At 45.5% G+C, this 20,735-nt stretch carries 21 protein-coding genes and 1 tRNA gene; 14 read left to right on the top strand and 8 right to left on the bottom strand.

From position 1 onward, the window contains the following. Window positions 1-75: 75 nt before the first annotated feature. On the bottom strand, window positions 76-2,367 hold the full coding sequence (pflB, locus tag K0504_RS15320) for a formate C-acetyltransferase (RefSeq protein WP_220105030.1): 2,292 nt from the start codon (window positions 2,365-2,367) through the stop codon (window positions 76-78). 884 nt (window positions 2,368-3,251) lie between these two features. Here pflB and K0504_RS15315 point away from each other — a divergent pair. After that, complete coding sequence (locus tag K0504_RS15315; protein WP_220105029.1) at window positions 3,252-4,775, top strand: DUF3360 family protein; 1,524 nt, start codon at window positions 3,252-3,254, stop codon at window positions 4,773-4,775. A gap of 66 nt (window positions 4,776-4,841) precedes the next feature. On the opposite strand, the gene xthA is transcribed toward K0504_RS15315, so the two are convergent. Next, entirely contained in the window at window positions 4,842-5,660 is an 819-nt protein-coding gene (gene xthA, locus K0504_RS15310) for an exodeoxyribonuclease III (protein WP_220105028.1), read from the bottom strand. Between the two features lie 108 nt (window positions 5,661-5,768). Here xthA and K0504_RS15305 point away from each other — a divergent pair, with 108 nt between their 5' ends. After that, window positions 5,769-5,951, top strand: coding sequence for a hypothetical protein (locus K0504_RS15305; protein ID WP_220105027.1), 183 nt, complete (start codon window positions 5,769-5,771; stop codon window positions 5,949-5,951). Between the two features lie 40 nt (window positions 5,952-5,991). Here the strand turns inward: K0504_RS15305 and K0504_RS15300 are convergent, their stop codons facing one another. The 3 genes from K0504_RS15300 to K0504_RS15290 form a co-directional block, all read right to left on the bottom strand. Further along, window positions 5,992-6,273, bottom strand: coding sequence for a hypothetical protein (locus tag K0504_RS15300; RefSeq protein ID WP_220105026.1), 282 nt, complete (start codon window positions 6,271-6,273; stop codon window positions 5,992-5,994). A gap of 93 nt (window positions 6,274-6,366) precedes the next feature. Further along, entirely contained in the window at window positions 6,367-8,016 is a 1,650-nt protein-coding gene (locus K0504_RS15295; RefSeq protein ID WP_220105025.1) for a response regulator, read from the bottom strand. A gap of 81 nt (window positions 8,017-8,097) precedes the next feature. Beyond that, window positions 8,098-8,182: transfer RNA gene (locus tag K0504_RS15290), tRNA-Tyr, on the bottom strand. A gap of 147 nt (window positions 8,183-8,329) precedes the next feature. On the opposite strand from K0504_RS15290, the gene K0504_RS15285 reads away from it, so the two are divergent. Continuing rightward, on the top strand, window positions 8,330-8,815 hold the full coding sequence (locus K0504_RS15285; RefSeq protein ID WP_220105024.1) for a VC2046/SO_2500 family protein: 486 nt from the start codon (window positions 8,330-8,332) through the stop codon (window positions 8,813-8,815). A gap of 235 nt (window positions 8,816-9,050) precedes the next feature. Here K0504_RS15285 and rnt read toward each other — a convergent pair whose 3' ends face one another. Further along, window positions 9,051-9,731, bottom strand: coding sequence for a ribonuclease T (gene rnt / locus K0504_RS15280; RefSeq protein ID WP_220105023.1), 681 nt, complete (start codon window positions 9,729-9,731; stop codon window positions 9,051-9,053). A gap of 140 nt (window positions 9,732-9,871) precedes the next feature. Here rnt and K0504_RS15275 point away from each other — a divergent pair, with 140 nt between their 5' ends. The 7 genes from K0504_RS15275 to K0504_RS15245 all read left to right on the top strand — a co-directional run bounded on the left by K0504_RS15275 (window position 9,872) and on the right by K0504_RS15245 (window position 16,711). Then, window positions 9,872-10,885: a flagellar protein MotY gene (locus K0504_RS15275; protein ID WP_220105022.1), complete on the top strand. Its 1,014-nt coding sequence runs from the start codon at window positions 9,872-9,874 to the stop codon at window positions 10,883-10,885. A gap of 396 nt (window positions 10,886-11,281) precedes the next feature. Continuing rightward, window positions 11,282-12,103: a hypothetical protein gene (locus K0504_RS15270; RefSeq protein ID WP_220105021.1), complete on the top strand. Its 822-nt coding sequence runs from the start codon at window positions 11,282-11,284 to the stop codon at window positions 12,101-12,103. A 134-nt stretch (window positions 12,104-12,237) separates the two neighbouring features. Continuing rightward, the gene (locus K0504_RS15265) at window positions 12,238-12,888 is read left to right on the top strand and encodes an outer membrane beta-barrel protein (RefSeq protein ID WP_220105020.1); all 651 of its coding nucleotides are present in this window, start codon (window positions 12,238-12,240) and stop codon (window positions 12,886-12,888) included. Between the two features lie 455 nt (window positions 12,889-13,343). Continuing rightward, entirely contained in the window at window positions 13,344-13,532 is a 189-nt protein-coding gene (locus tag K0504_RS15260) for a hypothetical protein (RefSeq protein ID WP_220105019.1), read from the top strand. A 222-nt stretch (window positions 13,533-13,754) separates the two neighbouring features. Further along, window positions 13,755-14,930 carry a formate-dependent phosphoribosylglycinamide formyltransferase gene (gene purT / locus K0504_RS15255; RefSeq protein WP_220105053.1) on the top strand — a complete coding sequence of 392 codons (1,176 nt, stop codon included), beginning with the start codon at window positions 13,755-13,757 and terminating at the stop codon, window positions 14,928-14,930. 247 nt (window positions 14,931-15,177) lie between these two features. Beyond that, window positions 15,178-15,702: a hypothetical protein gene (locus tag K0504_RS15250; RefSeq protein WP_220105018.1), complete on the top strand. Its 525-nt coding sequence runs from the start codon at window positions 15,178-15,180 to the stop codon at window positions 15,700-15,702. 178 nt (window positions 15,703-15,880) lie between these two features. Then, entirely contained in the window at window positions 15,881-16,711 is an 831-nt protein-coding gene (locus tag K0504_RS15245) for a 2-keto-4-pentenoate hydratase (protein WP_220105017.1), read from the top strand. 146 nt (window positions 16,712-16,857) lie between these two features. Here K0504_RS15245 and K0504_RS15240 read toward each other — a convergent pair whose 3' ends face one another. Then, on the bottom strand, window positions 16,858-17,196 hold the full coding sequence (locus K0504_RS15240; RefSeq protein WP_220105016.1) for a DUF3718 domain-containing protein: 339 nt from the start codon (window positions 17,194-17,196) through the stop codon (window positions 16,858-16,860). Window positions 17,197-17,536: 340 nt separating this feature from the next. Beyond that, window positions 17,537-17,815 (bottom strand): GIY-YIG nuclease family protein, encoded by a 279-nt coding sequence (locus K0504_RS15235; RefSeq protein ID WP_220105015.1) that lies wholly within the window; start codon window positions 17,813-17,815, stop codon window positions 17,537-17,539. 163 nt (window positions 17,816-17,978) lie between these two features. On the opposite strand from K0504_RS15235, the gene K0504_RS15230 reads away from it, so the two are divergent. The 4 genes from K0504_RS15230 to udk all read left to right on the top strand — a co-directional run bounded on the left by K0504_RS15230 (window position 17,979) and on the right by udk (window position 20,690). Continuing rightward, window positions 17,979-18,482: a glycine cleavage system protein R gene (locus K0504_RS15230; protein ID WP_220105014.1), complete on the top strand. Its 504-nt coding sequence runs from the start codon at window positions 17,979-17,981 to the stop codon at window positions 18,480-18,482. Between the two features lie 199 nt (window positions 18,483-18,681). Beyond that, window positions 18,682-19,347, top strand: coding sequence for a ceramidase domain-containing protein (locus K0504_RS15225; protein ID WP_220105013.1), 666 nt, complete (start codon window positions 18,682-18,684; stop codon window positions 19,345-19,347). Window positions 19,348-19,367: 20 nt separating this feature from the next. Further along, a complete protein-coding gene (elbB, locus tag K0504_RS15220; RefSeq protein ID WP_220105012.1) occupies window positions 19,368-20,024 on the top strand; it encodes an isoprenoid biosynthesis glyoxalase ElbB in 657 nt (218 codons plus the stop codon). Window positions 20,025-20,036: 12 nt separating this feature from the next. Further along, window positions 20,037-20,690 carry a uridine kinase gene (gene udk / locus K0504_RS15215; RefSeq protein WP_220105011.1) on the top strand — a complete coding sequence of 218 codons (654 nt, stop codon included), beginning with the start codon at window positions 20,037-20,039 and terminating at the stop codon, window positions 20,688-20,690. Window positions 20,691-20,735 lie beyond the last annotated feature (45 nt).

Below are 20,735 nucleotides of genomic sequence, written 5' to 3'. Positions count from 1 at the left end.
GGTAAAAAAAAGGCCTTGCACAATGCAAGGCCTAGTGTAGCTGAGCTTTAGCTCAGATGCATTACTTGAGATGCATTAGAACGATGTCGTAAATGTACGAGCGATAACGTCGTTCTGCTGTTCTTTGGTCAACGAGTTAAAGCGAACTGCGTAACCTGAAACGCGAATGGTCAACTGAGGATATTTCTCAGGGTTTTCCATTGCATCCAACAGCATTTCACGGTTCATCACGTTCACGTTCAGGTGTTGACCACCTTCAAGGCTAGGTGTGTGATGGAAATAACCGTCCATTAGGCCTGCTAGGTTCTTCTTACGAATTTCTTCTTCTTTACCCAGTGCGTTTGGCACGATAGAGAAGGTGTAAGAGATACCATCTTTGGCGTAAGCAAATGGTAGTTTAGCAACTGACGTTAATGAGGCTACAGCACCTTTTTCGTCACGGCCGTGCATTGGGTTTGCACCTGGTGCAAACGGGCTACCAGCAACGCGACCATCAGGTGTAGTACCAGTTTTCTTACCGTATACAACGTTTGATGTAATGGTTAGAACCGACTGAGTTGGTACTGCATCACGGTATGTAGACAGCTGTTGAATCTTCTTCATGAAGCTTTCAACCAGCTCACAAGCGATGCTATCAACACGGTCGTCATTGTTACCGTATTTAGGGAAGTCGCCTTCGATTTCGAAGTCGACAGCAATGCCGTCTTCGTCACGTACAGGTTTCACTTTGGCGTATTTAATAGCAGCCAGTGAATCTGCAGTAATTGACAGGCCTGCGATACCACACGCCATAGTACGACGTACGTCACGATCATGCAGTGCCATAAGGGCAGCTTCATAGGAGTACTTGTCGTGCATAAAGTGAATGCAGTTTAGCGCCGCAACGTATTGCTTAGCCAACCAATCCATTAGCGTATCGAGTCGAGCCGTTACGTCATCGTAATCCAAGTATTCGTCGGTTACTTTGTCAGCAACAGGACCAATTTGGATTTTCAACTTCTCATCAACACCGCCGTTGATTGCGTACAGCAGGGTTTTAGCTAAGTTTGCGCGGGCACCGAAGAACTGCATGTGCTTACCAATAACCATTGGGCTCACACAACAAGCAATACCGTAATCGTCAGATTCGAAATCGTTGCGCATCAGGTCATCGTTTTCGTACTGAACAGAGCTGGTATCGATAGAAACTTTGGCGCAGAAACGTTTGAAGTTATCTGGCAAGTTTTCAGACCACAGAATGGTCATGTTTGGCTCTGGGCTTGGGCCCATGGTGTACAGGGTGTTCATGAAACGGAAGCTGGTTTTAGCAACCAGAGTACGACCGTCTAAGCCCATACCTGCCAATGATTCAGTTGCCCAGATTGGATCACCAGAGAACAACTCATCGTATTCTGGCGTACGCAGGAAGCGAACCATACGTAGCTTCATAACGAAATGGTCAATCATTTCCTGAGCTTGTTCTTCGTTGATCTTGCCAGCAGCAATATCGCGCTCAATGTAAACATCGAGGAAGGTAGACGCACGGCCAAGAGACATTGCGGCACCGTTCTGGCTCTTCACTGCAGCCAAGTAACCGAAGTAGGTCCACTGGATAGCTTCTTGAGCTGTGGTAGCTGGTCCGCTGATATCGTAGCCGTATTTCGCGGCCATTTCTTTCATTTGACCTAAAGCACGGTGCTGTTCTGAGATTTCTTCACGCAGGCGAATCGCGCGCTCAAGAGCCGCAGAATCAACCGCTGAGTACATAGCTTCTTCGAGTGACTTGTGCTGACGCACTTTGTCTTTCATGAGGAAGTCGATACCGTACAGAGCAACACGGCGGTAGTCACCGATGATACGGCCACGGCCGTATGCATCTGGCAAGCCGGTGATTACACCAGACTTACGGCAGTTGCGGATGTCGCCTGTGTAAACGTCGAAAACGCCTTGGTTGTGTGTTTTACGGTATTCAGAGAATACTTTGTTGATCATTGGATCAAGTTCTTTACCGTAAACTGCACAGCTTGTTTCAACCATGCGAATACCACCGTTACAGATGATGCCGCGTTTTAGCGGTGCATCTGTTTGTAAACCAACGATGGTTTCTAAATCTTTATTGATATAACCCGCATCGTGCGAGGTGATGGTGGCTGGTAAATCGGTATCAAAATCAACCGGAGCATGAGTCGAGTTCTCTTGCTTGATACCTTCCATGACCTTGTCCCACAACTGAGTTGTGGCTTCAGTCGCGCCAGCTAGGAAGCTTTCGTCGCCTTCATATGGGCTGTAATTCTTTTGGATAAAATCGCGAACATTTACTTCATTTTTCCAGTCGCCGGGTAGGAAGCCTTCCCAAGCGGTGGCAAATGTTTCGGTTTGATCAGCCATTGCTATTTACCTTGTGATTTGAAATATGACAGTCGTAGCTACTGGTGCAACGTACGACACAAATACCTGACAGTGTGTAGCACTCGGGGCTACTTTCGACACGTCACCACATTCAGCCTCAATCAGAGCGGTTACTGCTGAAATCGATAACTAATTCTAGCAGTCCATCAGAGATATGGTTGCAAATTACAGCTATTTCAATGCGCTACATGATGAACTATCGAAGAATATGACCATTTTTATTAAAATGTCTTGTTTATCATGTTGTTACATGCAACTCGGGCAAGGTGCCGATTTGTGTGGCAACAAAGTATCTAAATGCGCCATTATACGGATTGATCTGGATCAGATTTATTCATATCTTGTAAAAAAATTACATAGTTCAGTACACAATTAAAAACCACTATATAAAGAAGGTTATAGGGGTTGGTAAGACCAATTGTGAATGTTGGTGTAATTAAATTTCGTATTTTTTTCGGAGTTAACATAGCATTAACAAAGATATCACTTTCAGTTTACCTTTATTTCGTAATATAAAGTGATCAAGTGAGGTTCGAAGTTAAGGTGGTGTTGAGTTGTTAACTTATTGTTTATTATTGTTTTTGTTTGCCCTTGCGCCGTATTTAAATATTTTGATAGTTGTTTGTAATTGATTTTCATCAATGAAAACAAGTTCCAAAATCCCTAATGTGTGCGCGTTTGGCGTTATATTAGTTCGTCTCCACACAGTTTGTGCCACTGCAAGACATTCATTTTTCGCGAAATGGTAGATCTTCTCTAGACTGTGTAAACGTCATTTTTACATCATAATTATTGGCCGTCGATGCAGTAAGGTTAGGCCTGCTGACTTGGCAATACATTCGAGCAACAACAAGCGAAATCTTATGGAACAGCAAGATAATAAGAGTTACCAGGAGCTTCACAAGCCCGCTAGCGAATTTGAAAGTCGCTCTGACTATTTGGATCACGAGCTGCAAATCATGCAGCCAAAGCGCTGGGGTTTGAATCTTCCTTTCCGCGACTTCCGTTTTGAGTGGGAAGATTTAGTTCCTGCCATTGCGGGGACGATCGGCATTATCGCCATGTACTCGGCCGTAATGATGGCGTGGGCTGATGGCTTGTCTGCCAAATGGGAACACATTCAATTAGGTAAAGATTTTGCCATTGAAGTTGCTCGCGTTGAAATGCTGATCCCTGCGTTGCTGTTCTGTGTGCTTGCATCCGGTATCTTTAACCCTCGCGCAAATTTGGCCGGTAACCACGGTCCGATGATCCCGCTGATTGGTGCTATTGCACTTGCTGGCGCGCATCCATTAGCGCTGGCTATTTTGCTCGGTATTTTTGGTTTGTTGCTTAGTTACTTTAAAGGCGGCTCAAAGCTGGTAAATCTAACCAGTGAAGGGGTTGCTGGCGGCTTGTTGGTGTTCCTTGGGTTTACCGGCGCCATGAGCATGATTGGTAACATTCAAGATTGGGCCGTTGGCCTAGAGAGTGCTGAAGCCGGGGTTGCAGGGGGAGACATGGGATATGTCGGCCTCATTGTGCTTGGCGTTACTGTTATTATGTACGCCATTTTGGCGCGGTTAGGAAAACGTTGGTTAGCTATTCCTGCTTGTGCGATTACGGGCTTGGTGATTGCGCTGGCATTTGGCGCAGGTTTCGATCTTCGATTTGAAACTCAAATGGGCCTGCCAAACCTAAACCCTATGTATTGGTGGGGAAGCACTGAAGAAGGTTGGATGTTAGGCCTACCAACAGTGTCTCACTTCATTGCATCATTACCATTTGCGTTGTTGGCTGTTGCTATGTGGTCGCCTGATTTCCTCGGTCACCGTATTTTCCAAGAGTTAAACTACCCGAAAAAGACTGAACGTGTATTAATGGATGTTGATGACACCATGACCGCTTGTTCATTCCGTCAAATCGTTGGTACTGCAGTGGGTGGTGGTAACATTACATCATCTTGGGGTACTTATATGATCCCAGCCGCCATCGCTAAACGTCCAATTCCTGCGGGCGCTATCTTATTGGGGTTACTGTGTATTATTGTGGCTATCCTAGGTTTCCCAATGGATGTTGCAGTATGGCCACCAGTGATGCGTGTAGCATTGCTAGTTGGTGTTTTCCTGCCATTGCTGGAAGCGGGTATGCAGATGATTCGTAATGAAAAGGATGCTCAAGCGGCCGGTATTTGTGTATTCGCTGCGGCGGTTACCAACCCAGTATTGGCATGGGCTTTAACGATGCTACTGGACAACAATGGCTTAATCGGTGATAAGGATCGCCCGAAGAAGTTGTCGAAAATCGATCGCTTGCTGATCCCAGGCTCTGTGTTGCTTATTTGTTTAGCTGCAATGCTGGCCGTTGGTATGTTAGAGCCTAAGTACGCAATTCCTGCGCTACTCTAATTAAATACCCATTTCATGATTCAGAACAGGGCTCTTCGGAGCCCTGTTTGTTATTTTGAGTCTCAATTAAAATTGAAATGAGCTCCAGACTGGCGCGTGATCGGATGGTTTTTCGATGCCACGTAACTCATAGTCAACGTCACTTTCAACGCAGCATGCTTGCATTGATGCGCTGGTCAGCAGTAAATCGATTCGTAATCCACGGTTATCATCAAAGCCGCGAGAGCGGTAATCAAACCAGCTAAACCGGTCGTCGGTGTCGGGGTGTAATGCTCTAAACGAATCGGTAAGGCCAAAACTCTGTAGGGTGGCTAGCCACTCACGCTCTTCTGGCAGGAAGCTACATTTGCCAGTTCTAAGCCAACGTTTAGCGTTGTTGTCGCCAATTCCGATATCGGCAGCGGTTGGCGAGATGTTCATATCGCCAATTAGCACGAGATTATCGTCTGGGCTGCAATGTTGTTCGAGATATTGCTGCAAATCGCTATAAAACTGTTGCTTGTAGGGAAATTTTACTGGGTGATCACGGCTTTCACCTTGCGGGTAGTAGCCGTTCATTACTTTAACGGATTCGCCATTTGGTAAGGGGACTGTTACTGTGATCATCCGACGTTGGGCTTCTTCGGTATCTGTGGGGAAGCCTTTTTCCACACTGGTCGGTTCCGCTTTCGTCAACATGGCCACGCCATAGTGCGCTTTCTGGCCATGATAAGCCACGTGATAGCCCATTGCTTCAACGGCTTCTACAGGAAAGGCATCATCGTGCACTTTGATTTCCTGCAGGCCAATGACGTCAGGGCTATGTTTGTCAATCAGTGCTTGAAGCTGATGCAGTCGGGCGCGCAGCCCATTGATATTAAAAGAAACGATTTTAAAGTCGGTCATAAAAAGAATTCGGCTTCGAGGAACGAAGCGACGATTGTCGCAAACGCCTTGCAGCCAAACAAGTACCCACAAATTTATTCGCTTTAACAAAATTGGGAGGAGGTTACGATGTTTTGTACAAACTTCTTTAGCTGGAAGACGCAAGTTGGATTGGCGCTACAGCAAGATAGAGTCGAAATTGAGTTGACGGATCCAGCACTCGTGAAAGATATGGAATTTGCTTACTTTCACCGCCATTTATCAGTTGATGATTACGTCAATGAAATCAGAAAACGGCTTCGAGACCGTTAAACCTTCAATAAAAAAGCCGCATTAGATGCGGCTTTTTTATTTATTCTTCAGTTGGTTGTTGCTCATCTCTGTCTCGTGTTGAACAAATATGGCTATCATCAAAGCCATCACGATAGAAACGAATGTCAACGCATTGCTTTTCGTAAATTTCTTGCAGATTAGTACGTACAACCACAGATTCGGTTTGGCGAATTCGTTTGGATAACTCTTCACACTCGCGACGCTGGGCATTGATATCCTCAATGTTTTCGCAAGTATTGGACGAAGAGCAGCCAGTTACTAAGGCTGCAACAATAAGAGTGAACGGCAGCAAACAGCGCATTGATAATCCTTTTTTTGTTTTATTTTTAAAAGCTGGCCCTAGTGTAACTGTGTCAAACGGTTACATTCAATTAAACTTATCGCAACTGCTGCCTTAGCGACTTTTAAGTTGCTGAAACTGACTCCATAGCTCATTTTTACGGCTTCGGTGCTGTGATGGCAAGCGAACCCCCTCGACCGATTTAAACAGTTCGTCACAGCGGCGCAGTTGACCATTGCTCATCTTTTTGGACTCTTGTAGTCGTTTGATTAGGGTCTGCAATAAGTTAAGCGCTGCACCGGTATTCGTCGGTGCAATTTGTAATGCCTGTTCAAATTCCTCAATCGCTGTTTTGAAGTCATCATCATCATAGGCTTTTTGGCCGGCTTTACTATGGATGCGAAAGGTATCAAAACGAGCTTGAACACCATTTGTTTCGCATTTTTGCAGGTTAATCGCTGAGCGAACAAATGGGTTTTTGGAATCGAGTTTTTCGGCTTTAACCAGCACTTTTTCGGCTTCTTCCAGCTCGCCAATCATGCTTACCGTTGCTAAACATTCAGCAATGAAATCATTGGGTAAGCTACTTTCTGCGGTGGTGTCATCGTACCGCTCAGTCGCTTTGTAATAGAGCTTTTTGGCTTTTATAAGCTCTCCACGGCGGGCTAGCTTGCTGGCATTCAGTAAGTCTTCATAGTTTTGAAAATCAAAACCATTGAACTGGGCATCTTGACGAGCCCGCATCAGCGTACTGAATGCTTCTGATTCGAGACGAGACGCTTGTTTTTTGTCATCGAGGCTTAGTGCCGCTTCAACCGTGCTACGAACGTAGTTACACAAATGTTCGGTATTACGCTCCATCGCCCGGCGACTTTGTTCATAAACCTGTTTGAATGCATCCAATGCCATTTGGTATTGATCATTGGCTAACGCCAGCTGAGCTAACTTCGTCTGTCGTTCTGGCCGAAACGGCGATAGATCAGTGGCTTTTTTCAGTAGCTCTAATGCTTTGTCTTCATCGCCTAAGGCTATATAAGAGTCGGCCATACAGTCCTGCGCTTCGACGGTAAGAGGGCTCGACTTCAATATTGGCGCGACCATCGATAAGGCTTCTTGCGGATTCTTCGCTGCATTGAGCGCGTGACCTAAAGAAACTCGAGCCCAAACCAGATCGCGCTGCTCGAGAATGGCTCGAAGGATCTTTTCGGCTTCTTGGGGCTCGCCTGTACGAATATAGAGCTCAGCCAAGATTTTGTTACACAAGCCGGAATAGCGACTTTTTTTCGACAACAGTTCACGGCAACTAACCTTGGCTGCTTCTAAGTCATCGGTGTGGATAGCTGCGTAGATGTCTTCTAATTCGGTGTGTTTTAGGTAAGCGCGGCGTAGCCGAGTCGATAACTGTTTTAATGAGAAAGGTTTGACAAGGTAGTCATCGGGTTCACGTTCAATGGCGCCCAACACAACACCACGGGTACTTTCGCCGGAAATAATGAAATAAATTGCAGACGCGGAAAGTAGCTTTTTGGCTCGAAGGCTTTCTAGCAGTTGTTGGCCATTTTTGCCTGGGCCCAAGTTATAGTCGGCCAATACCACGTCGTACTTAGTACTTCGGCAAGAACGAATAGCGGCTTCGGACGACTCAACGAAGTGAATGTCCTTGATACCTAAATTGACCAGCATCCCTTTGAGGGTGACCTGGAACGCTCGTTGATCATCAACGATCAGGACTTTGGCGCGTTTGAAATCGAAAGTTGGCTTCATCCCACTATATTCAAACGTGAATTTTCAGCGAGTGTACCACAAGCTAGGCAAATGGGATCGATTTGAAGATTTAAGAAAAGATGGTGGAGGGGGAAGGATTCGAACCTTCGAAGGCGGAGCCGTCAGATTTACAGTCTGATCCCTTTGGCCACTCGGGAACCCCTCCAATGTGGCGGTGAATTATAAGAAGAAATTAGTCGTTGTAAAGCCCTCCTTTTAAAAAAATTTTACGAAACTTTTGTTTAAGAAAAAGCAGCGCTGGTCGATAGCAATATATCTCGCAAAAAGTCTATCGTCTGGAGCTTAATTTCACGTGTTGTCTGACTCGCTAACCTTACCCATCTCCAATGAGTATGAATTGGGGAATGAGGTTAACCAAGCTGTCCAACGTGGCCACGGCGACACCTTTCGAATGTTATTGGCGTTATTGTCAGAAGATATCTGTGATCAACCGCAATTTAGCCAATTAGCCAGCGAAACCAATCAGGCGGCGTTAGATTTACGCCAGCAATTACAAATTGCCGATCCTGCACCTACTTATGATCAGCGTCCGACTGAGCAAAAAACATCACAAACGGAAGCCTTTCAGCAAGGTGGGCTGAATAATGTCCGTCTTTTAGAATGCATGTCCCCTGAGCCACTAACCCTTCATGCTGAAGAGCCTGTTATTGCTGGAGACGTACTAGAGCTGCTAACCCCATGGCAACGTCATAAAATTCAAGGGCATAATACCGCGCGGATACCTGCAACTTGGCAGCAAGCTGACCAAGCACTTCTCGCTGTTGTAACAGCAGCTTAATATACTGCTAATACAATCCACTTCGAATTACTTTATCTAATCATTTTCTGGTAAATCATTTCATTGTTCAGTATGAAAATTAGGCGCTAATATGCCGATTATTGAGTTGCTGATCACGGTTTTCTGGAGAGATGAAATGAATCGTTCTAAATTTATGCAGCGCCTTTGCCAAATTGGCCGAGAGTTGCAATCACTTGGTGTGAAATAAAGTAATTAAAATAGGCAGCTTGGCTGCCTATTTTTTTGCCTCAAATTTGGACTCTTCAAGCGCGGCTTCGGAAGGCGCTAATGGCCAGCCACCCAATTGTTGGTAGCGATTAACAATAGCGCAGAAAAGTTCAGCTGTTTTTTGTGCGTCATAAGCGGCGCTATGCGCTGATTTAGGGTCAAATTCTATTTCAACGGCTGCGCAGGCATCCGCCAAGACTGTTTGACCCAGCGCCAAGCCAGATAAGGTTGTTGTGTCAAACGTGACGAATGGATGAAAAGGACTGCGTTTAAAGTTGTGGCGGTTAATAGCAGCATTCAAAAAGCTGTTATCAAAGGCTGCGTTGTGCGCTACTAGGACACAGCGTTGGCAGCCATGCGCTTTTTGCAGTGGTCGTAGCGCTTTTGAAAGTTGATTTAGCATCGACTTTTCATCAATTGCCTGGCGATCTGGACAAAATGGATCAATACCAGTGAACGCTAGCGACGAAGCTTCTAAGTTGGAACCTTCAAACGGTGCTACGTTATAGGCAAATGTTTCAATGGGATAAACTTGACCGTGTTCATCTATACTGATGGCGGTGGCTGCAATTTCCAACATCGCATCTGTCTGTGCGTTGAATCCTGCCGTTTCAATATCGACGATAACTGGGTAATAACCACGGAAACGGCTGGCTAGCGTCGATTTAGGATCCTCTAATTGGGTCATTGTGCAGCTCTATTTGGTAAAAAAGAGCGCTATTATTCCAGAAAATCTTGTACTAAGGCGAGTGACGGATAAAAATGTCTAAAGAAATTTGTGTTTCCGCCGATGACAAATGCAAGTAAGCCTCGATTAAGCGTACTCAAATGTTAAAAAAATCAGTTGCGACCGCAGTTTGTATTATTGGAATTCCCGCTGCCAGCTTTATTGCTGATGCCGGCGTTCGCCAGTATGCCGCTCCCATCGCTCACTCTGATTGGACGCTGACACGTAACTCTCCTTTAGTTTGCCAACTTGAACATTCGATCCCGCGCTTTGGGACTGCGGTGTTCACTGACAAAGCCGGCGCCAGCCAGCAGCTAAATATGGCCTTAGAAATGTTGCGGCGCCCACGTAGTCAAGGAAAAGCCCATTTACTTGCGGTACCGCCAAGTTACAAAGCAGGGTTGCCGGCCCGGCACCTCGCGCAAATTAATGTGCACGATGGCTTTGATGCAATACTTGGTGAACAGTTGTCTTGGACCGTTCTTACTGAATTGGAACAAGGCTTCAATCCAACCTTTTATTACCAAGATGGCTATACCAGCCGTTCTGATGTTGAAGTTGCTCTAAATTCTGCCAATTTCCGCAATACGTTAAATGATTTTGTCGACTGCATAGGCGGCTTACTGCCTTATGGTTATGAAGACGTCGCAATCAATGTGCTGAACTACAAATTAAATAGTGATGAACTTGAGCTTGAATCGCTCAAACGTTTACGCAAAGTTGTTGATTATGTGCGCCACGATGAAGCGATTGTAAAAATCGAAATTGACGCTTTTTCTGATAGTTATGGCGGCCGATGGCTGAACCTAGAATTATCAAAAAAACGCGCTGCGGTGGTACAGAAGTTTATGACTGAGCAAGGCGTTAATGCCAGCTTGGTTGAAACGGCCGGTTATGGTGAGCGGCGCCATGTTGCATCGAACAATAGCCCCATTGGTCGCCATAAAAACCGACGCGTCGTGGTGCGGTTAACACGTGACAATAGCCTAGAGCCTTCGCCAAATTCTAATCGTGCGCTAACACCTCAAATAGCCCGAGCAGTCGCTAAGCAAAGCGAACAACAGGCGACTAGTGCTTCGAATCAATCTCCTTCACCCACGGCAACTCCTGAATAACACAACAAAATTTTCCCTTGCTTACTGGCTATGCGGCTAACTATGCCGCTATACCCGTGTTTGTCTTTCGAAAGCCGCATTTCTTTATGTTTACTGCCCAGTGGCACAAACTGAAAATATCAGTTTGTTGTTGCTCGATGCTTTGTAACTTATTGGTTAATCGCCACTTAATCCTCTATTGGTATAAATTTGATTGTTTAAAACAAATCGCTCTGATTGAAGGTAGCAACACTTGTGTATGACACGGTTAAAATTGATCGTGATCAATGTTTGGTGGTTTTGATGTATAATTTATGAACAGCGCGTTGGATGCGAACCCTCTGATCTGCGGACCATGCCAAAGGCGTCACACGGCAGTACCTATATCTCACAAATTTGGATGTGGAGGTAATTGACATGATTAAACCCATGTTAACGGCCGCAGTGGTCTTAATCAGCACCCAAGCGACTTCTGCTTCGCTACTTGAAGTGGAGCTTGGTACGACGATAAAGCAATCTTTTGGCATTGATAGCCAAGGTTTTGCCGATGGGCAGCTTAATAACTGTTATCAGCAGAGTATTGAGCAAACGGTGGCACTGGATGAATGGCTAGCGGAGCAAGTCAGTGTCGAACTAGAGCAGTTGGATGAGCCGATTGATGAACATCAAGCAACAGCTGCTCATTATCAAGATGCACTATGGAATGATGGCCAGCTGCACCAGTGGTCCGATAAAAATCAGTTAGTGGTGTGTCACTTTGATTTTCAACCCAACGAAACGTATCAAAACCCGCTGCAACAGGCGATCCAGAAAAAATACCAATCGGCGCCAGTGAGTCAGGTAGGTATTTCATTTCTTAAACATAATGGTCGCATTGTCACCTTTTCTGCTTATCAGCGTGAGCCCTTTGCTAAGGATTTAGCATCCGCTAAGGAGCAGTTTGCTTCGGAATGGCAAGATGCTCAGCTAGTGGAAGGTGGCTTGTATTATGAGTTTGCCCATCACCGCTACTGTGAATTGACAAGTACCCATTCCGCCCACTGTAGTTTTGACATGAAAGCCAAACAGCAAATGTTAATTGAGCAGCAGCCAGAGCTGTATGCCTATTTAAGAGAGCTTGTTGGCACGTTAACCATTGTTGAATTAGAGCGCTTGCCAGCAACTGCCGCAGGCTCCGTGACGAAAGCGACTTATCGAGAGGTTAATAATGCATTCAACGATTGCGAGGCGGGAAAATAACAACGGAATGTTTCTAACCTCTACTTAGGTCTGTTCACATTTCGTCAACGATCTGAAACAATTGCGGCTATCCGATAAGCGACTTGATAACATCATCAGGTCGCTGATTTTTGCTCTGTTTTTAAGGACGAAGAATGAAGCTTTTCCGCGTTTCAGCGATAGCCCTTGCATGTAGTCTGCTTTCTTACACTTCTACTATTGTCGCAGAAGAAGCCGAATTTCAACCCACGATTGACGTATCCATACTTGCTGGTACAAGCGGTAGCAGTAGTTTTGAATCGTTAGATAAAGACGACTACACCCTCGATACCGACAGCGGTACCAATTTCGCGGTTAGTTTTAATTACTTGCAACGTTACTTAAACGGTAGTCGATTGCAGTATGAGCTTTACCTTGCGCAAACAGAAACCGACTTAGTTATTAAAGATGCCGCGAGTAATGACAAAACCACGTCGCCGATGGACATCCAATACTTTCACATTGGTGGAGTCAATGAAGTGGAAACGGATAACTCCGATTTTGTGCCTTACCTTGGCGCGAGCATTGGGGCAACGGCCTTTAAGCCGGATGATTACGACTCAGAAACGGAGTTCTCACTCGGGATCAATGCCGGTGTAAAGTGGTTTGCAACTGAATCGATGGGAGCCCGCCTCGATTTGCGCGCGATTGGTACCGTGATTGATAGCGACAGTAAAATATTCTGTAACGGCGGCTGTATTGCGACAGTGGATGGCAGTATGTGGTGGCAATATCAGGCAGCAGTTGGTTTTTTTGCTCGTTTTTAAACACGGCAGCGGTTATTTGTTAAAAAACCTCGACTCAAAATTAGGGGAAGTACTGACTTTCCCTAGTTGATTATTGTCCTATTCGATTCGATTCAGGCACAAATTAACTTAGAAGCATTCTCGTTACAGTGCATAAAATTTAAATATTTATTCTTTTTTTGCTTTAGGTTCTGGGTAAATAATTATCTTATCATTCTGATTTTATTTGATAATGGTGTTATTGTTGCCTTGGTTGGCTATTCAATAATTATTCTACTTCGTGTCTATCCCGCCATTTTTCATAGGTCAATATTGACTTTCCATAGTCGTGATCAGCTTAGAGTTATTGGTTAAAAACTGAACTAAATTGGTTTGCACGCGTCTATACTAAGCGGCCTGTTGCTAACGGGAGGCCACCCGACATCCATAATGGATTAGCCTGCAACACAGCTGTTTCAAACATGAGGATTGAAGTCATGAGCGAAAATTACTTTACGTGGCGTAGTGCCGTAGCCCAAGAAACTCAGCATTTAACTGATCTTGGAGCGCAAAATTTAGATGCAGCAAACGATAAAACGTTGCAAGACCAATATTTCGTTGAGCAATTAACGCCTCAGCAGGCTGCTGAGCGGATTATGCAAAGCCAACGTCAAGCTGGTCGTTAATCGACAAGCACCAGAATCAATCTTGATGCGGCTCCTTTTTAGGAGCCGCTTTCATTTGTACTCTTTATATAGACACAACAACCCCAATCGCTTTGCCCCCATCGCTAATCCTCTCATTGGTCAATCAATCATCAGCTACCTTTTAGCTCAGTTTCAGATCAATATCTTGCTGAAGAATTGTCATATACTTGGGCCGGATTAAAATTCGGAGTTCAAATTATGATGTTGGGAACCCCGCTGTCGCCCTCAGCGACCAAAGCTTTGTTGTTAGGCTCTGGTGAATTGGGCAAAGAAGTTGCCATTGAATTGCAGCGTTTTGGTGTCGAAGTTATAGCGGCCGATCGCTATAGCAATGCGCCTGCCATGCAGGTTGCTCATCGCAGTTATCAGCTTGATATGCTCGATGGAGCAGGGCTGCGTGCTATCGTCAATAAAGAAAAGCCCGACATCATCATCCCTGAAATTGAAGCCATTGCCACTGACGAGCTGCTCGCGTTAGAAGCCGAAGGCGTTAACGTTGTACCTAATGCCCGTACCACAGCATTAACCATGGACCGCGAAGGGATCCGTCGATTGGCGGCAGAAACCCTCGGCTTACCGACGTCACCATTTGAATTTGCTGATACTAAAACAGAATTCGATACGGCCGTTGCCAACATTGGTATGCCTTGTGTGGTTAAACCGGTAATGAGCTCTTCTGGTAAGGGCCAAAGTGTTATTCGTACCGCCGCGGATGTGGACAATGCTTGGGCGTATTCGCAGGAAGGCGGACGCACCGGTGAAGGCCGCGTCATTGTCGAAGGGTTTGTCGATTTCGATTATGAGATCACGTTACTAACGGTGTTAGCCGTTGATGGCATTCATTTCTGTCAGCCCATAGGGCACCGGCAAGAAGATGGTGATTACCGAGAGTCTTGGCAACCCCAACAAATGTCTCTGCAAGCGCTGGCGAACGCACAACAGGTGGCTAAGACTGTCATTGAAGAGTTAGCTGGGTTTGGCCTTTATGGGGTAGAGCTGTTCGTCAAAGGCGATGATGTCTTCTTTAGTGAAGTGTCACCGCGGCCACACGATACTGGCATGGTGACATTAATCTCACAGGATTTGTCTGAGTTTGCGTTGCATGTGCGTGCCATTCTAGGGCTGCCCATTGGCTCCATTGAACATTATGGCCCCAGCGCTTCGGCGGTGATTTTACCAACCGGCCACTCTAGCCAGACTTGCTTTGATGGCTTGGAGAACGCATTGGCAGTACCAAGCACACAGCTCCGCCTGTTCGGCAAGCCAGAAATTGCAGGCTCAAGACGAATGGGCGTGGCATTGGCAAAAGCTGATTCGATTGATGAGGCAGTACAAAAAGCGGTTGCAGTAAGTCAAGCAGTGAAAGTTACTTTCTAATCACGCGAAAGGCTTAAATTGAAAACCTTGCTCTAGTGGCAAGGTTTTTTTTGCGCAAAATTAACGACCAAGTTGGCCAACTTATCATCAAGCAGGATTAGTTTGGTGTTGGGTTGATAAATTGCTGGTTGATGACGTCTCATTTACTCGATTATGACCAATTTGTGAGATATATTTCGTTGTAGTGGTATAGCCAATTGCCATAGAGTTGCTTACACCAAAATGGTGCTCTTAAAAGGATTACGTCATGCGTTACTTACCAACCTTAATTTTCTTGGGCGCAGGTCTTGTGACCGGATTAGCACAAGCTGCGGACGCTCAGAAAATTGGCTCAACCTTAAATGAGAAAGTCGAATTAGCGCTATCGGATATTCCGCCACAAGCATTAGCGGCGGCAAAAGCAATTCAACCGGACTTTCAAGTGCAGGAAGCAGAAAAAGAGCTTAAGCATGGCAAAACCTATTTAGATCTTGAAGGCGTGAAACGCGGTGATGTGGCCGTTGAGTTCGACATGCTGCTTCAAGATGGCAAATGGGTGGTTGTTGAAATGCAGCGGGATTTGACGGTGAACGCAACGCCTTATGGCGTTATGACCGCCTTAAGGGCTGAGTTCCCAGAGTTTCAGCCGGCTCGTATTATCGAGAGCGATCAACTCAATGGCACCGTTGTTTATGAGTTTTACGGCGTACAAGCTGATGGTAGTGAAGTACGTCGAGAAGTTAAATTTGCCGATGACGTTGCACAATATCTGCAGCAAGAATGGCAACATTGATCTCGATAGTTACAAAATGCACTTTGTTGACTAAATTTTCTCTCACAAGTGCAAGCTGAGGTTCAGGTTTAACCGCCTAAGCTAGAAGCAACACACAAGTTTTTACTAGCTGCAGTAAACGCAGTGACTAAGATTCGGTATAAATGGCCGAAGCTAATCAACCAAATAGGAATAATAAATGGCAATTGTACTTCCTCCAGAAAGCGGTGATTTGGATGTCAAAGCTATCGCAACTGCATTCGTCGAAGCCCGCAAATCAAATACAGCGCTGACCGAGTTTCCAGGTGGCTTTATTCCCGATACGCTCGACTTAGGCTATGCAATCCAGGCCGAAGAAATTAAGCAATGGGACGACGAAGTCGTTGCATGGAAAGTTGGTGGTGTGCCGCCAGAGCTTCGTGAAAAATATCAAGAGACCCGCCTAGCTGGTCCAGTGATGAAGAAAACACTGTTCAAAGTTGAGGACGGTGGCCACGTTAAGCTTCCAGTTTTCGGTGGCGGTTGTTCTGCTATTGAAGTTGAATTTGTTATGGAGCTAGGCGATCTATCTGATTTGCCTGCAGAAGGTGTGACTGTTGAGCAAGCCATTGGCGCGATTGATCGCGTTTACATGGGTTACGAAAACGCCAGCAGCCCGCTGACTATCGGTAATGATTTCGGCCCACTAGGCCCGATCAGTGACTTTGGCCTAAACAACGGCGTTATCGTTGGGCCAGAGCTGGTTGATTGGACTCCTGAGAAGATCTTGTCTCAAGGCGTGACCACAACTATTAATGGCTCTGAAGTACACAAAGGCAATCCAAAGCCAGGTCTTGACGGTCCGTTCGGTGCGGTTAAATTCCTCATCGAGTTCTTGAAGAAGAATAACTACGATACGTCTGCTGGTGTTCTAGTTTCTACTGGTGTTGTGACAGGTGTTCACATTGCTTCTGCGGGCGACAAAGCTGAGATCAGCTATGACGGTCAATGCAGCTTCTCTGTTGAACTAGTTGACGTTAGCGATCTTTAAGTTATTGCTTTAACGATAAAAAGCCACCTGTTTAACAGGTGGCTTTTTTTATGCCTGAAACGCTGAGTTACTTTTAAAAGGCAAAAAAAAGCCGCGGATTAACCGCGGCAAACGACAGAATGAGAGAAAATAAAAGTTTGAAATCTTTACGCTTTTGGCACTTCGCCAGAAGCCGTTACTGCTAACTCACGAACTTCCACATGGCCTTGTTGATGGTCACGAATGTAGTTAGCGTTGTGAGCAGCGCCATGCTCAGCAGCAAATGAGCCGATGTCTTCACCGTTACAGACCACATTGTTGGCCACTTTATCCATGCTCAAATTGTATTGTTTAACCGTTCTTTTGAAATTGTGTAAACGGTCAGTCGCGCTGCTGTAGCAAATGTTTTGAAGGGCTTTTTCGACAACCGGATTCATTGCCGCATTCGTTACACCCATGTTCAGTACACCAAAAGTTACAACAGCTGAGATGATTAATGTTTTCATTGCCCGATCCTCCGGTTCAGTAGGACAAAGTGATTTAGGCGTTTGTTGCCGTAAATCGATGAGGCTATTTAACACCAAGATTCAAGACTTTTTTATGTGATTCGTAACACTTTTGGGAAGGCTAGTTTTGATAATGATTGGTTGTTGATCTGGCGCAATTATAATGCGTCATTAGGGTTATTTATTCTAATGCGTGAGGTGAGTTTATATGCTTGTTGATGTTCTTGATTAGCCATATTTATTGGTCAAATTAGAATTTGTTCTTTTTATTGGCGATCATTTTCTAATGCCATGTTGGCATTTTAAGTGATTAGATAAATTAAGCAGATTTGATGATGGGCTAAGTGCGTAAAAGTGTCAGTTTTTGACGTTTGGTCAATTTTTTGACGGCAGCTTCTCGTTTTGATGCATCAGAGCGATTGATATGAGCCTCACTATAAATGACCTTAACAGGACGCTGGCTCCGGAAGAAACGCGCACCTTTTGCGCCTTGCTCATGATTACTCGTTGCCAAGTGTTCAGAAAATCGCCGCTCTATGTCGGTTGTGATCCCTGTATAGAGGTGACCTTTACTCGTTTCTATAATGTAGAGATACCAAGGGGATGATGATTCGGACAACAATAAACTCCAAATAAATGTTCAAATTGGTGATGAAGACCTAATTGCAAGAAATTTCTAGAGATTCGTCATTTCATTGATCTTCGTTTAGCTGGCTGCAAGGTTCGCCCCGTACTATAACTTGTAAATGCTCGTGGTCATTATAATGAAAGGAAGTAATCGTATGAGTACCGCATTTATTGTGTCTTTTGCAGGGCTGAATCGTCCGAACTTGTTACAGCAGTTAGCTCACTTTACTCATGAGCACGAAGGCAAATGGCTTAGTAGTAAGGTTAATTATTTAGATGGGCACATTGCCGCCAATATCAAGGTTGATGTTCCTAAAGCACAAGTAGACGCTGTTAAGAGTGAATTTGCCAACCAAGAAGGTTTGGTTGTTCAGATCACCGATGTAGATACATCATCGACGGCACCTGCGGAATCGTTAAAAATTAGCTTCCACAGTAATGACCGATATGGTCTCGTCCATGATATTACGAACACCATCGACAAGCAGTCTGCCGAACTGGTGCACATGGATAGCTCGCGCATCCAAGTTGAATCACTGGGCACCAATGTATTTGTTGCAAAGCTTGTTGTGAATGTTCCTCAAGGGCAATCGTCCGAGAATTTAATGAACGAGTTACGTGCGATTGACGAGCATGTTGTGGTCGATCTCGAAGACTAGCTAATTACTAATCAATATTTTAAAAACCACCGCTTGCCGGTGGTTTTTTTATGTCCAAAGAGGGACGGTACCCTGCGGCCGATTTGATGCGGATAAGAGCGAAAGAGCGGCCAAGCCTAAGGATTCACTTCACCACTTTACCCTTGTTACATGTGACTGATATGTTTACCTAAACAATAACGAACAAAGGAAGTTAACAATGGATTTGTTTGCCCAGTACGATAATTATTGTGAGCGAACGGATTTTAGTTTTTGGTCCGAGCCGCTTAATGCCATGACCAACGGCGGATTTATCCTCGTGGGGTTGATTGCCATTTACTTGTTGTGGCGACGAAGCGAACTTGGCTCAGCCAAGCTACTCCATTGCTTAGCTTGGGTGATGATAGCCATTGGCACAGGTAGTTTTTTGTTTCATACCTTGGCCACTCACTGGGCGATGTTGGCCGATATCTATCCGATTTATTTGTTCCAAATAATCTTCCTGTGGGCATACCCGCGTCGAGCGTTGTCTTTGACGCGTTGGCAAACAACATTGTTCTTTATTGCCTACGCAGCCGTTACCGTAGCCAGCGGTCATTTGCCAGTTACTCTTAATGGTTCAGAAATGTACCTGCCTACCATCGTCACGCTGTTACTATTTAGTGGCGCTTATCGAGCTCGGCATGGTCAATTTGATCGCTATTTAGCATCTGCTGCGGGCCTATTTGCCCTGTCGTTGACGATGCGTACTATTGATAATACGACCTGTGACGTCTTGCCTATCGGTACTCACTTCTTGTGGCATACCTTTAATGCGCTGGTACTTTTCTTGTGTTGGTATAGTTTGTATTGGCATCAGTATCGTTCTGGCAATTTAACCCGTTAACTAATTCGAGGAATCTAACTATGGCAAAAGTCGCCGTTATTCTTGCTGGTTGTGGCGTTTTCGATGGCGCGGAAATTCACGAAGCCGTGTGTACCTTGCTGGCACTTTCTAAACGCGGAGTCGATTATCAATGCTTTGCTCCCGATATTGAGCAAGCACATGTCATTAATCACCTTACCGGCGAGGTGGCAGAAGAACGTCGCAACGTTCTGGTAGAGGCGGCGCGCATTGCTCGCGGGGAAGTAAAAGCCTTGGCCTCTCTTGATGCTGGAGACTTCGATGCGGTGATTGTTCCTGGGGGCTTTGGTGCAGCGAAGAACTTAAGTGATTTTGCCTTTAATGGCACCGATATGGTGTTAGAAAAAGAGCTTGAGCGAAGCTTAAAGAGTTTTGCTGCCGTTAGTAAGCCCGTTGGCTTATTGTGTATTGCTCCGGTTATTGCTCCACTGATTTACGGTGCCGGCGTTAAAGTTACCATAGGGTGTGATGCTGAAGTTGCTACCGCAATAAGCGCTATGGGCGGCGAGCATGTTGATGCACTAGTTGAGCAACCAGTCGTTGATGAGGTGAACAAGCTGGTGACCGTACCAGCCTATATGCTTGGGCCGGATATTGCCTCGGTTGCCACCGGTATCGATGCTTTGGTCGGTAAAGTGTTAGCGCTGGCAGCTCATTAACCGGTGTCACTAATGCCACTTTTTGTTGCTATCTCAGGGCCATCTGGCTCAGGTAAATCGTTCCTGAGCCAGCAGATTGTTAAGGAGCTTGAACGGCAGCTAGGGCAGGGCGCGGTTACCCTTGTTGAGCAAGATGCTTACTACAAGTGTCAAGACCACCTAGCACTGGCTAGCCGAACTCAAACAAACTATGACCACCCGTCTGCTTTTGATGATGAACTGCTACTTGAACATTTGACTCAGCTCGCTGATCAGCAATGTATCGAAAGCCCGATCTACAGTTATCAGCACCATACTCGAACTGATAGAACTCAAACAATTCATCCTGCGCCAATCATCTTGGTCGAAGGGATCTTGCTGCTAGCCAATGAACAGCTGCGATCTAAATTTGATTTGAGTTTGTTTGTTGATACCGATATTGAGCTTTGCCTTGCGCGCCGAGTGGCACGCGATAGCCAACAGCGGGGGAGAACAGAAAGCAGCATTGTTGCTCAATTTGAAGCGACGGTAAGGCCCATGTATCAACGTTTCATTGTGCCGAGCAAACAGCATGCGGATATCTTGCTGTCTGGGTTGCAACAAGATACCCATGGTCAATTGCAGGCGGTGATCCAGCAGATATTCTCAAGGTTGGGCGATGAGCCTTCTCGCCCGCTAAGCGATTAATGCTAGCGAGAATGTTCTGTTGATTGTGCCTGTTGCCGTTTTTTC

This window comes from Neiella holothuriorum, assembly GCF_019457915.1.
In the GTDB taxonomy this organism is placed as follows: domain Bacteria; phylum Pseudomonadota; class Gammaproteobacteria; order Enterobacterales; family Neiellaceae; genus Neiella; species Neiella holothuriorum.
The sequence above is the reverse complement of the archived record's forward strand: the minus strand, read 5'-3'. Positions and strand labels throughout refer to the sequence as shown.

Bases quoted from the DNA above. Each gene is read 5' to 3' on its own strand.
- pflB (WP_220105030.1), bottom strand. From the start codon at position 2,367: ATGGCTGATCAAACCGAAACATTTGCCACCGCTTGGGAAGGCTTCCTA.
- K0504_RS15315 (WP_220105029.1), top strand. From the start codon at position 3,252: ATGGAACAGCAAGATAATAAGAGTTACCAGGAGCTTCACAAGCCCGCT.
- xthA (WP_220105028.1), bottom strand. From the start codon at position 5,660: ATGACCGACTTTAAAATCGTTTCTTTTAATATCAATGGGCTGCGCGCC.
- K0504_RS15305 (WP_220105027.1), top strand. From the start codon at position 5,769: ATGTTTTGTACAAACTTCTTTAGCTGGAAGACGCAAGTTGGATTGGCG.
- K0504_RS15300 (WP_220105026.1), bottom strand. From the start codon at position 6,273: ATGCGCTGTTTGCTGCCGTTCACTCTTATTGTTGCAGCCTTAGTAACT.
- K0504_RS15295 (WP_220105025.1), bottom strand. From the start codon at position 8,016: ATGAAGCCAACTTTCGATTTCAAACGCGCCAAAGTCCTGATCGTTGAT.
- rnt (WP_220105023.1), bottom strand. From the start codon at position 9,731: ATGACCCAATTAGAGGATCCTAAATCGACGCTAGCCAGCCGTTTCCGT.
- K0504_RS15275 (WP_220105022.1), top strand. From the start codon at position 9,872: ATGTTAAAAAAATCAGTTGCGACCGCAGTTTGTATTATTGGAATTCCC.
- K0504_RS15270 (WP_220105021.1), top strand. From the start codon at position 11,282: ATGATTAAACCCATGTTAACGGCCGCAGTGGTCTTAATCAGCACCCAA.
- K0504_RS15265 (WP_220105020.1), top strand. From the start codon at position 12,238: ATGAAGCTTTTCCGCGTTTCAGCGATAGCCCTTGCATGTAGTCTGCTT.
- K0504_RS15260 (WP_220105019.1), top strand. From the start codon at position 13,344: ATGAGCGAAAATTACTTTACGTGGCGTAGTGCCGTAGCCCAAGAAACT.
- purT (WP_220105053.1), top strand. From the start codon at position 13,755: ATGTTGGGAACCCCGCTGTCGCCCTCAGCGACCAAAGCTTTGTTGTTA.
- K0504_RS15250 (WP_220105018.1), top strand. From the start codon at position 15,178: ATGCGTTACTTACCAACCTTAATTTTCTTGGGCGCAGGTCTTGTGACC.
- K0504_RS15245 (WP_220105017.1), top strand. From the start codon at position 15,881: ATGGCAATTGTACTTCCTCCAGAAAGCGGTGATTTGGATGTCAAAGCT.
- K0504_RS15240 (WP_220105016.1), bottom strand. From the start codon at position 17,196: ATGAAAACATTAATCATCTCAGCTGTTGTAACTTTTGGTGTACTGAAC.
- K0504_RS15230 (WP_220105014.1), top strand. From the start codon at position 17,979: ATGAGTACCGCATTTATTGTGTCTTTTGCAGGGCTGAATCGTCCGAAC.
- K0504_RS15225 (WP_220105013.1), top strand. From the start codon at position 18,682: ATGGATTTGTTTGCCCAGTACGATAATTATTGTGAGCGAACGGATTTT.
- elbB (WP_220105012.1), top strand. From the start codon at position 19,368: ATGGCAAAAGTCGCCGTTATTCTTGCTGGTTGTGGCGTTTTCGATGGC.
- udk (WP_220105011.1), top strand. From the start codon at position 20,037: ATGCCACTTTTTGTTGCTATCTCAGGGCCATCTGGCTCAGGTAAATCG.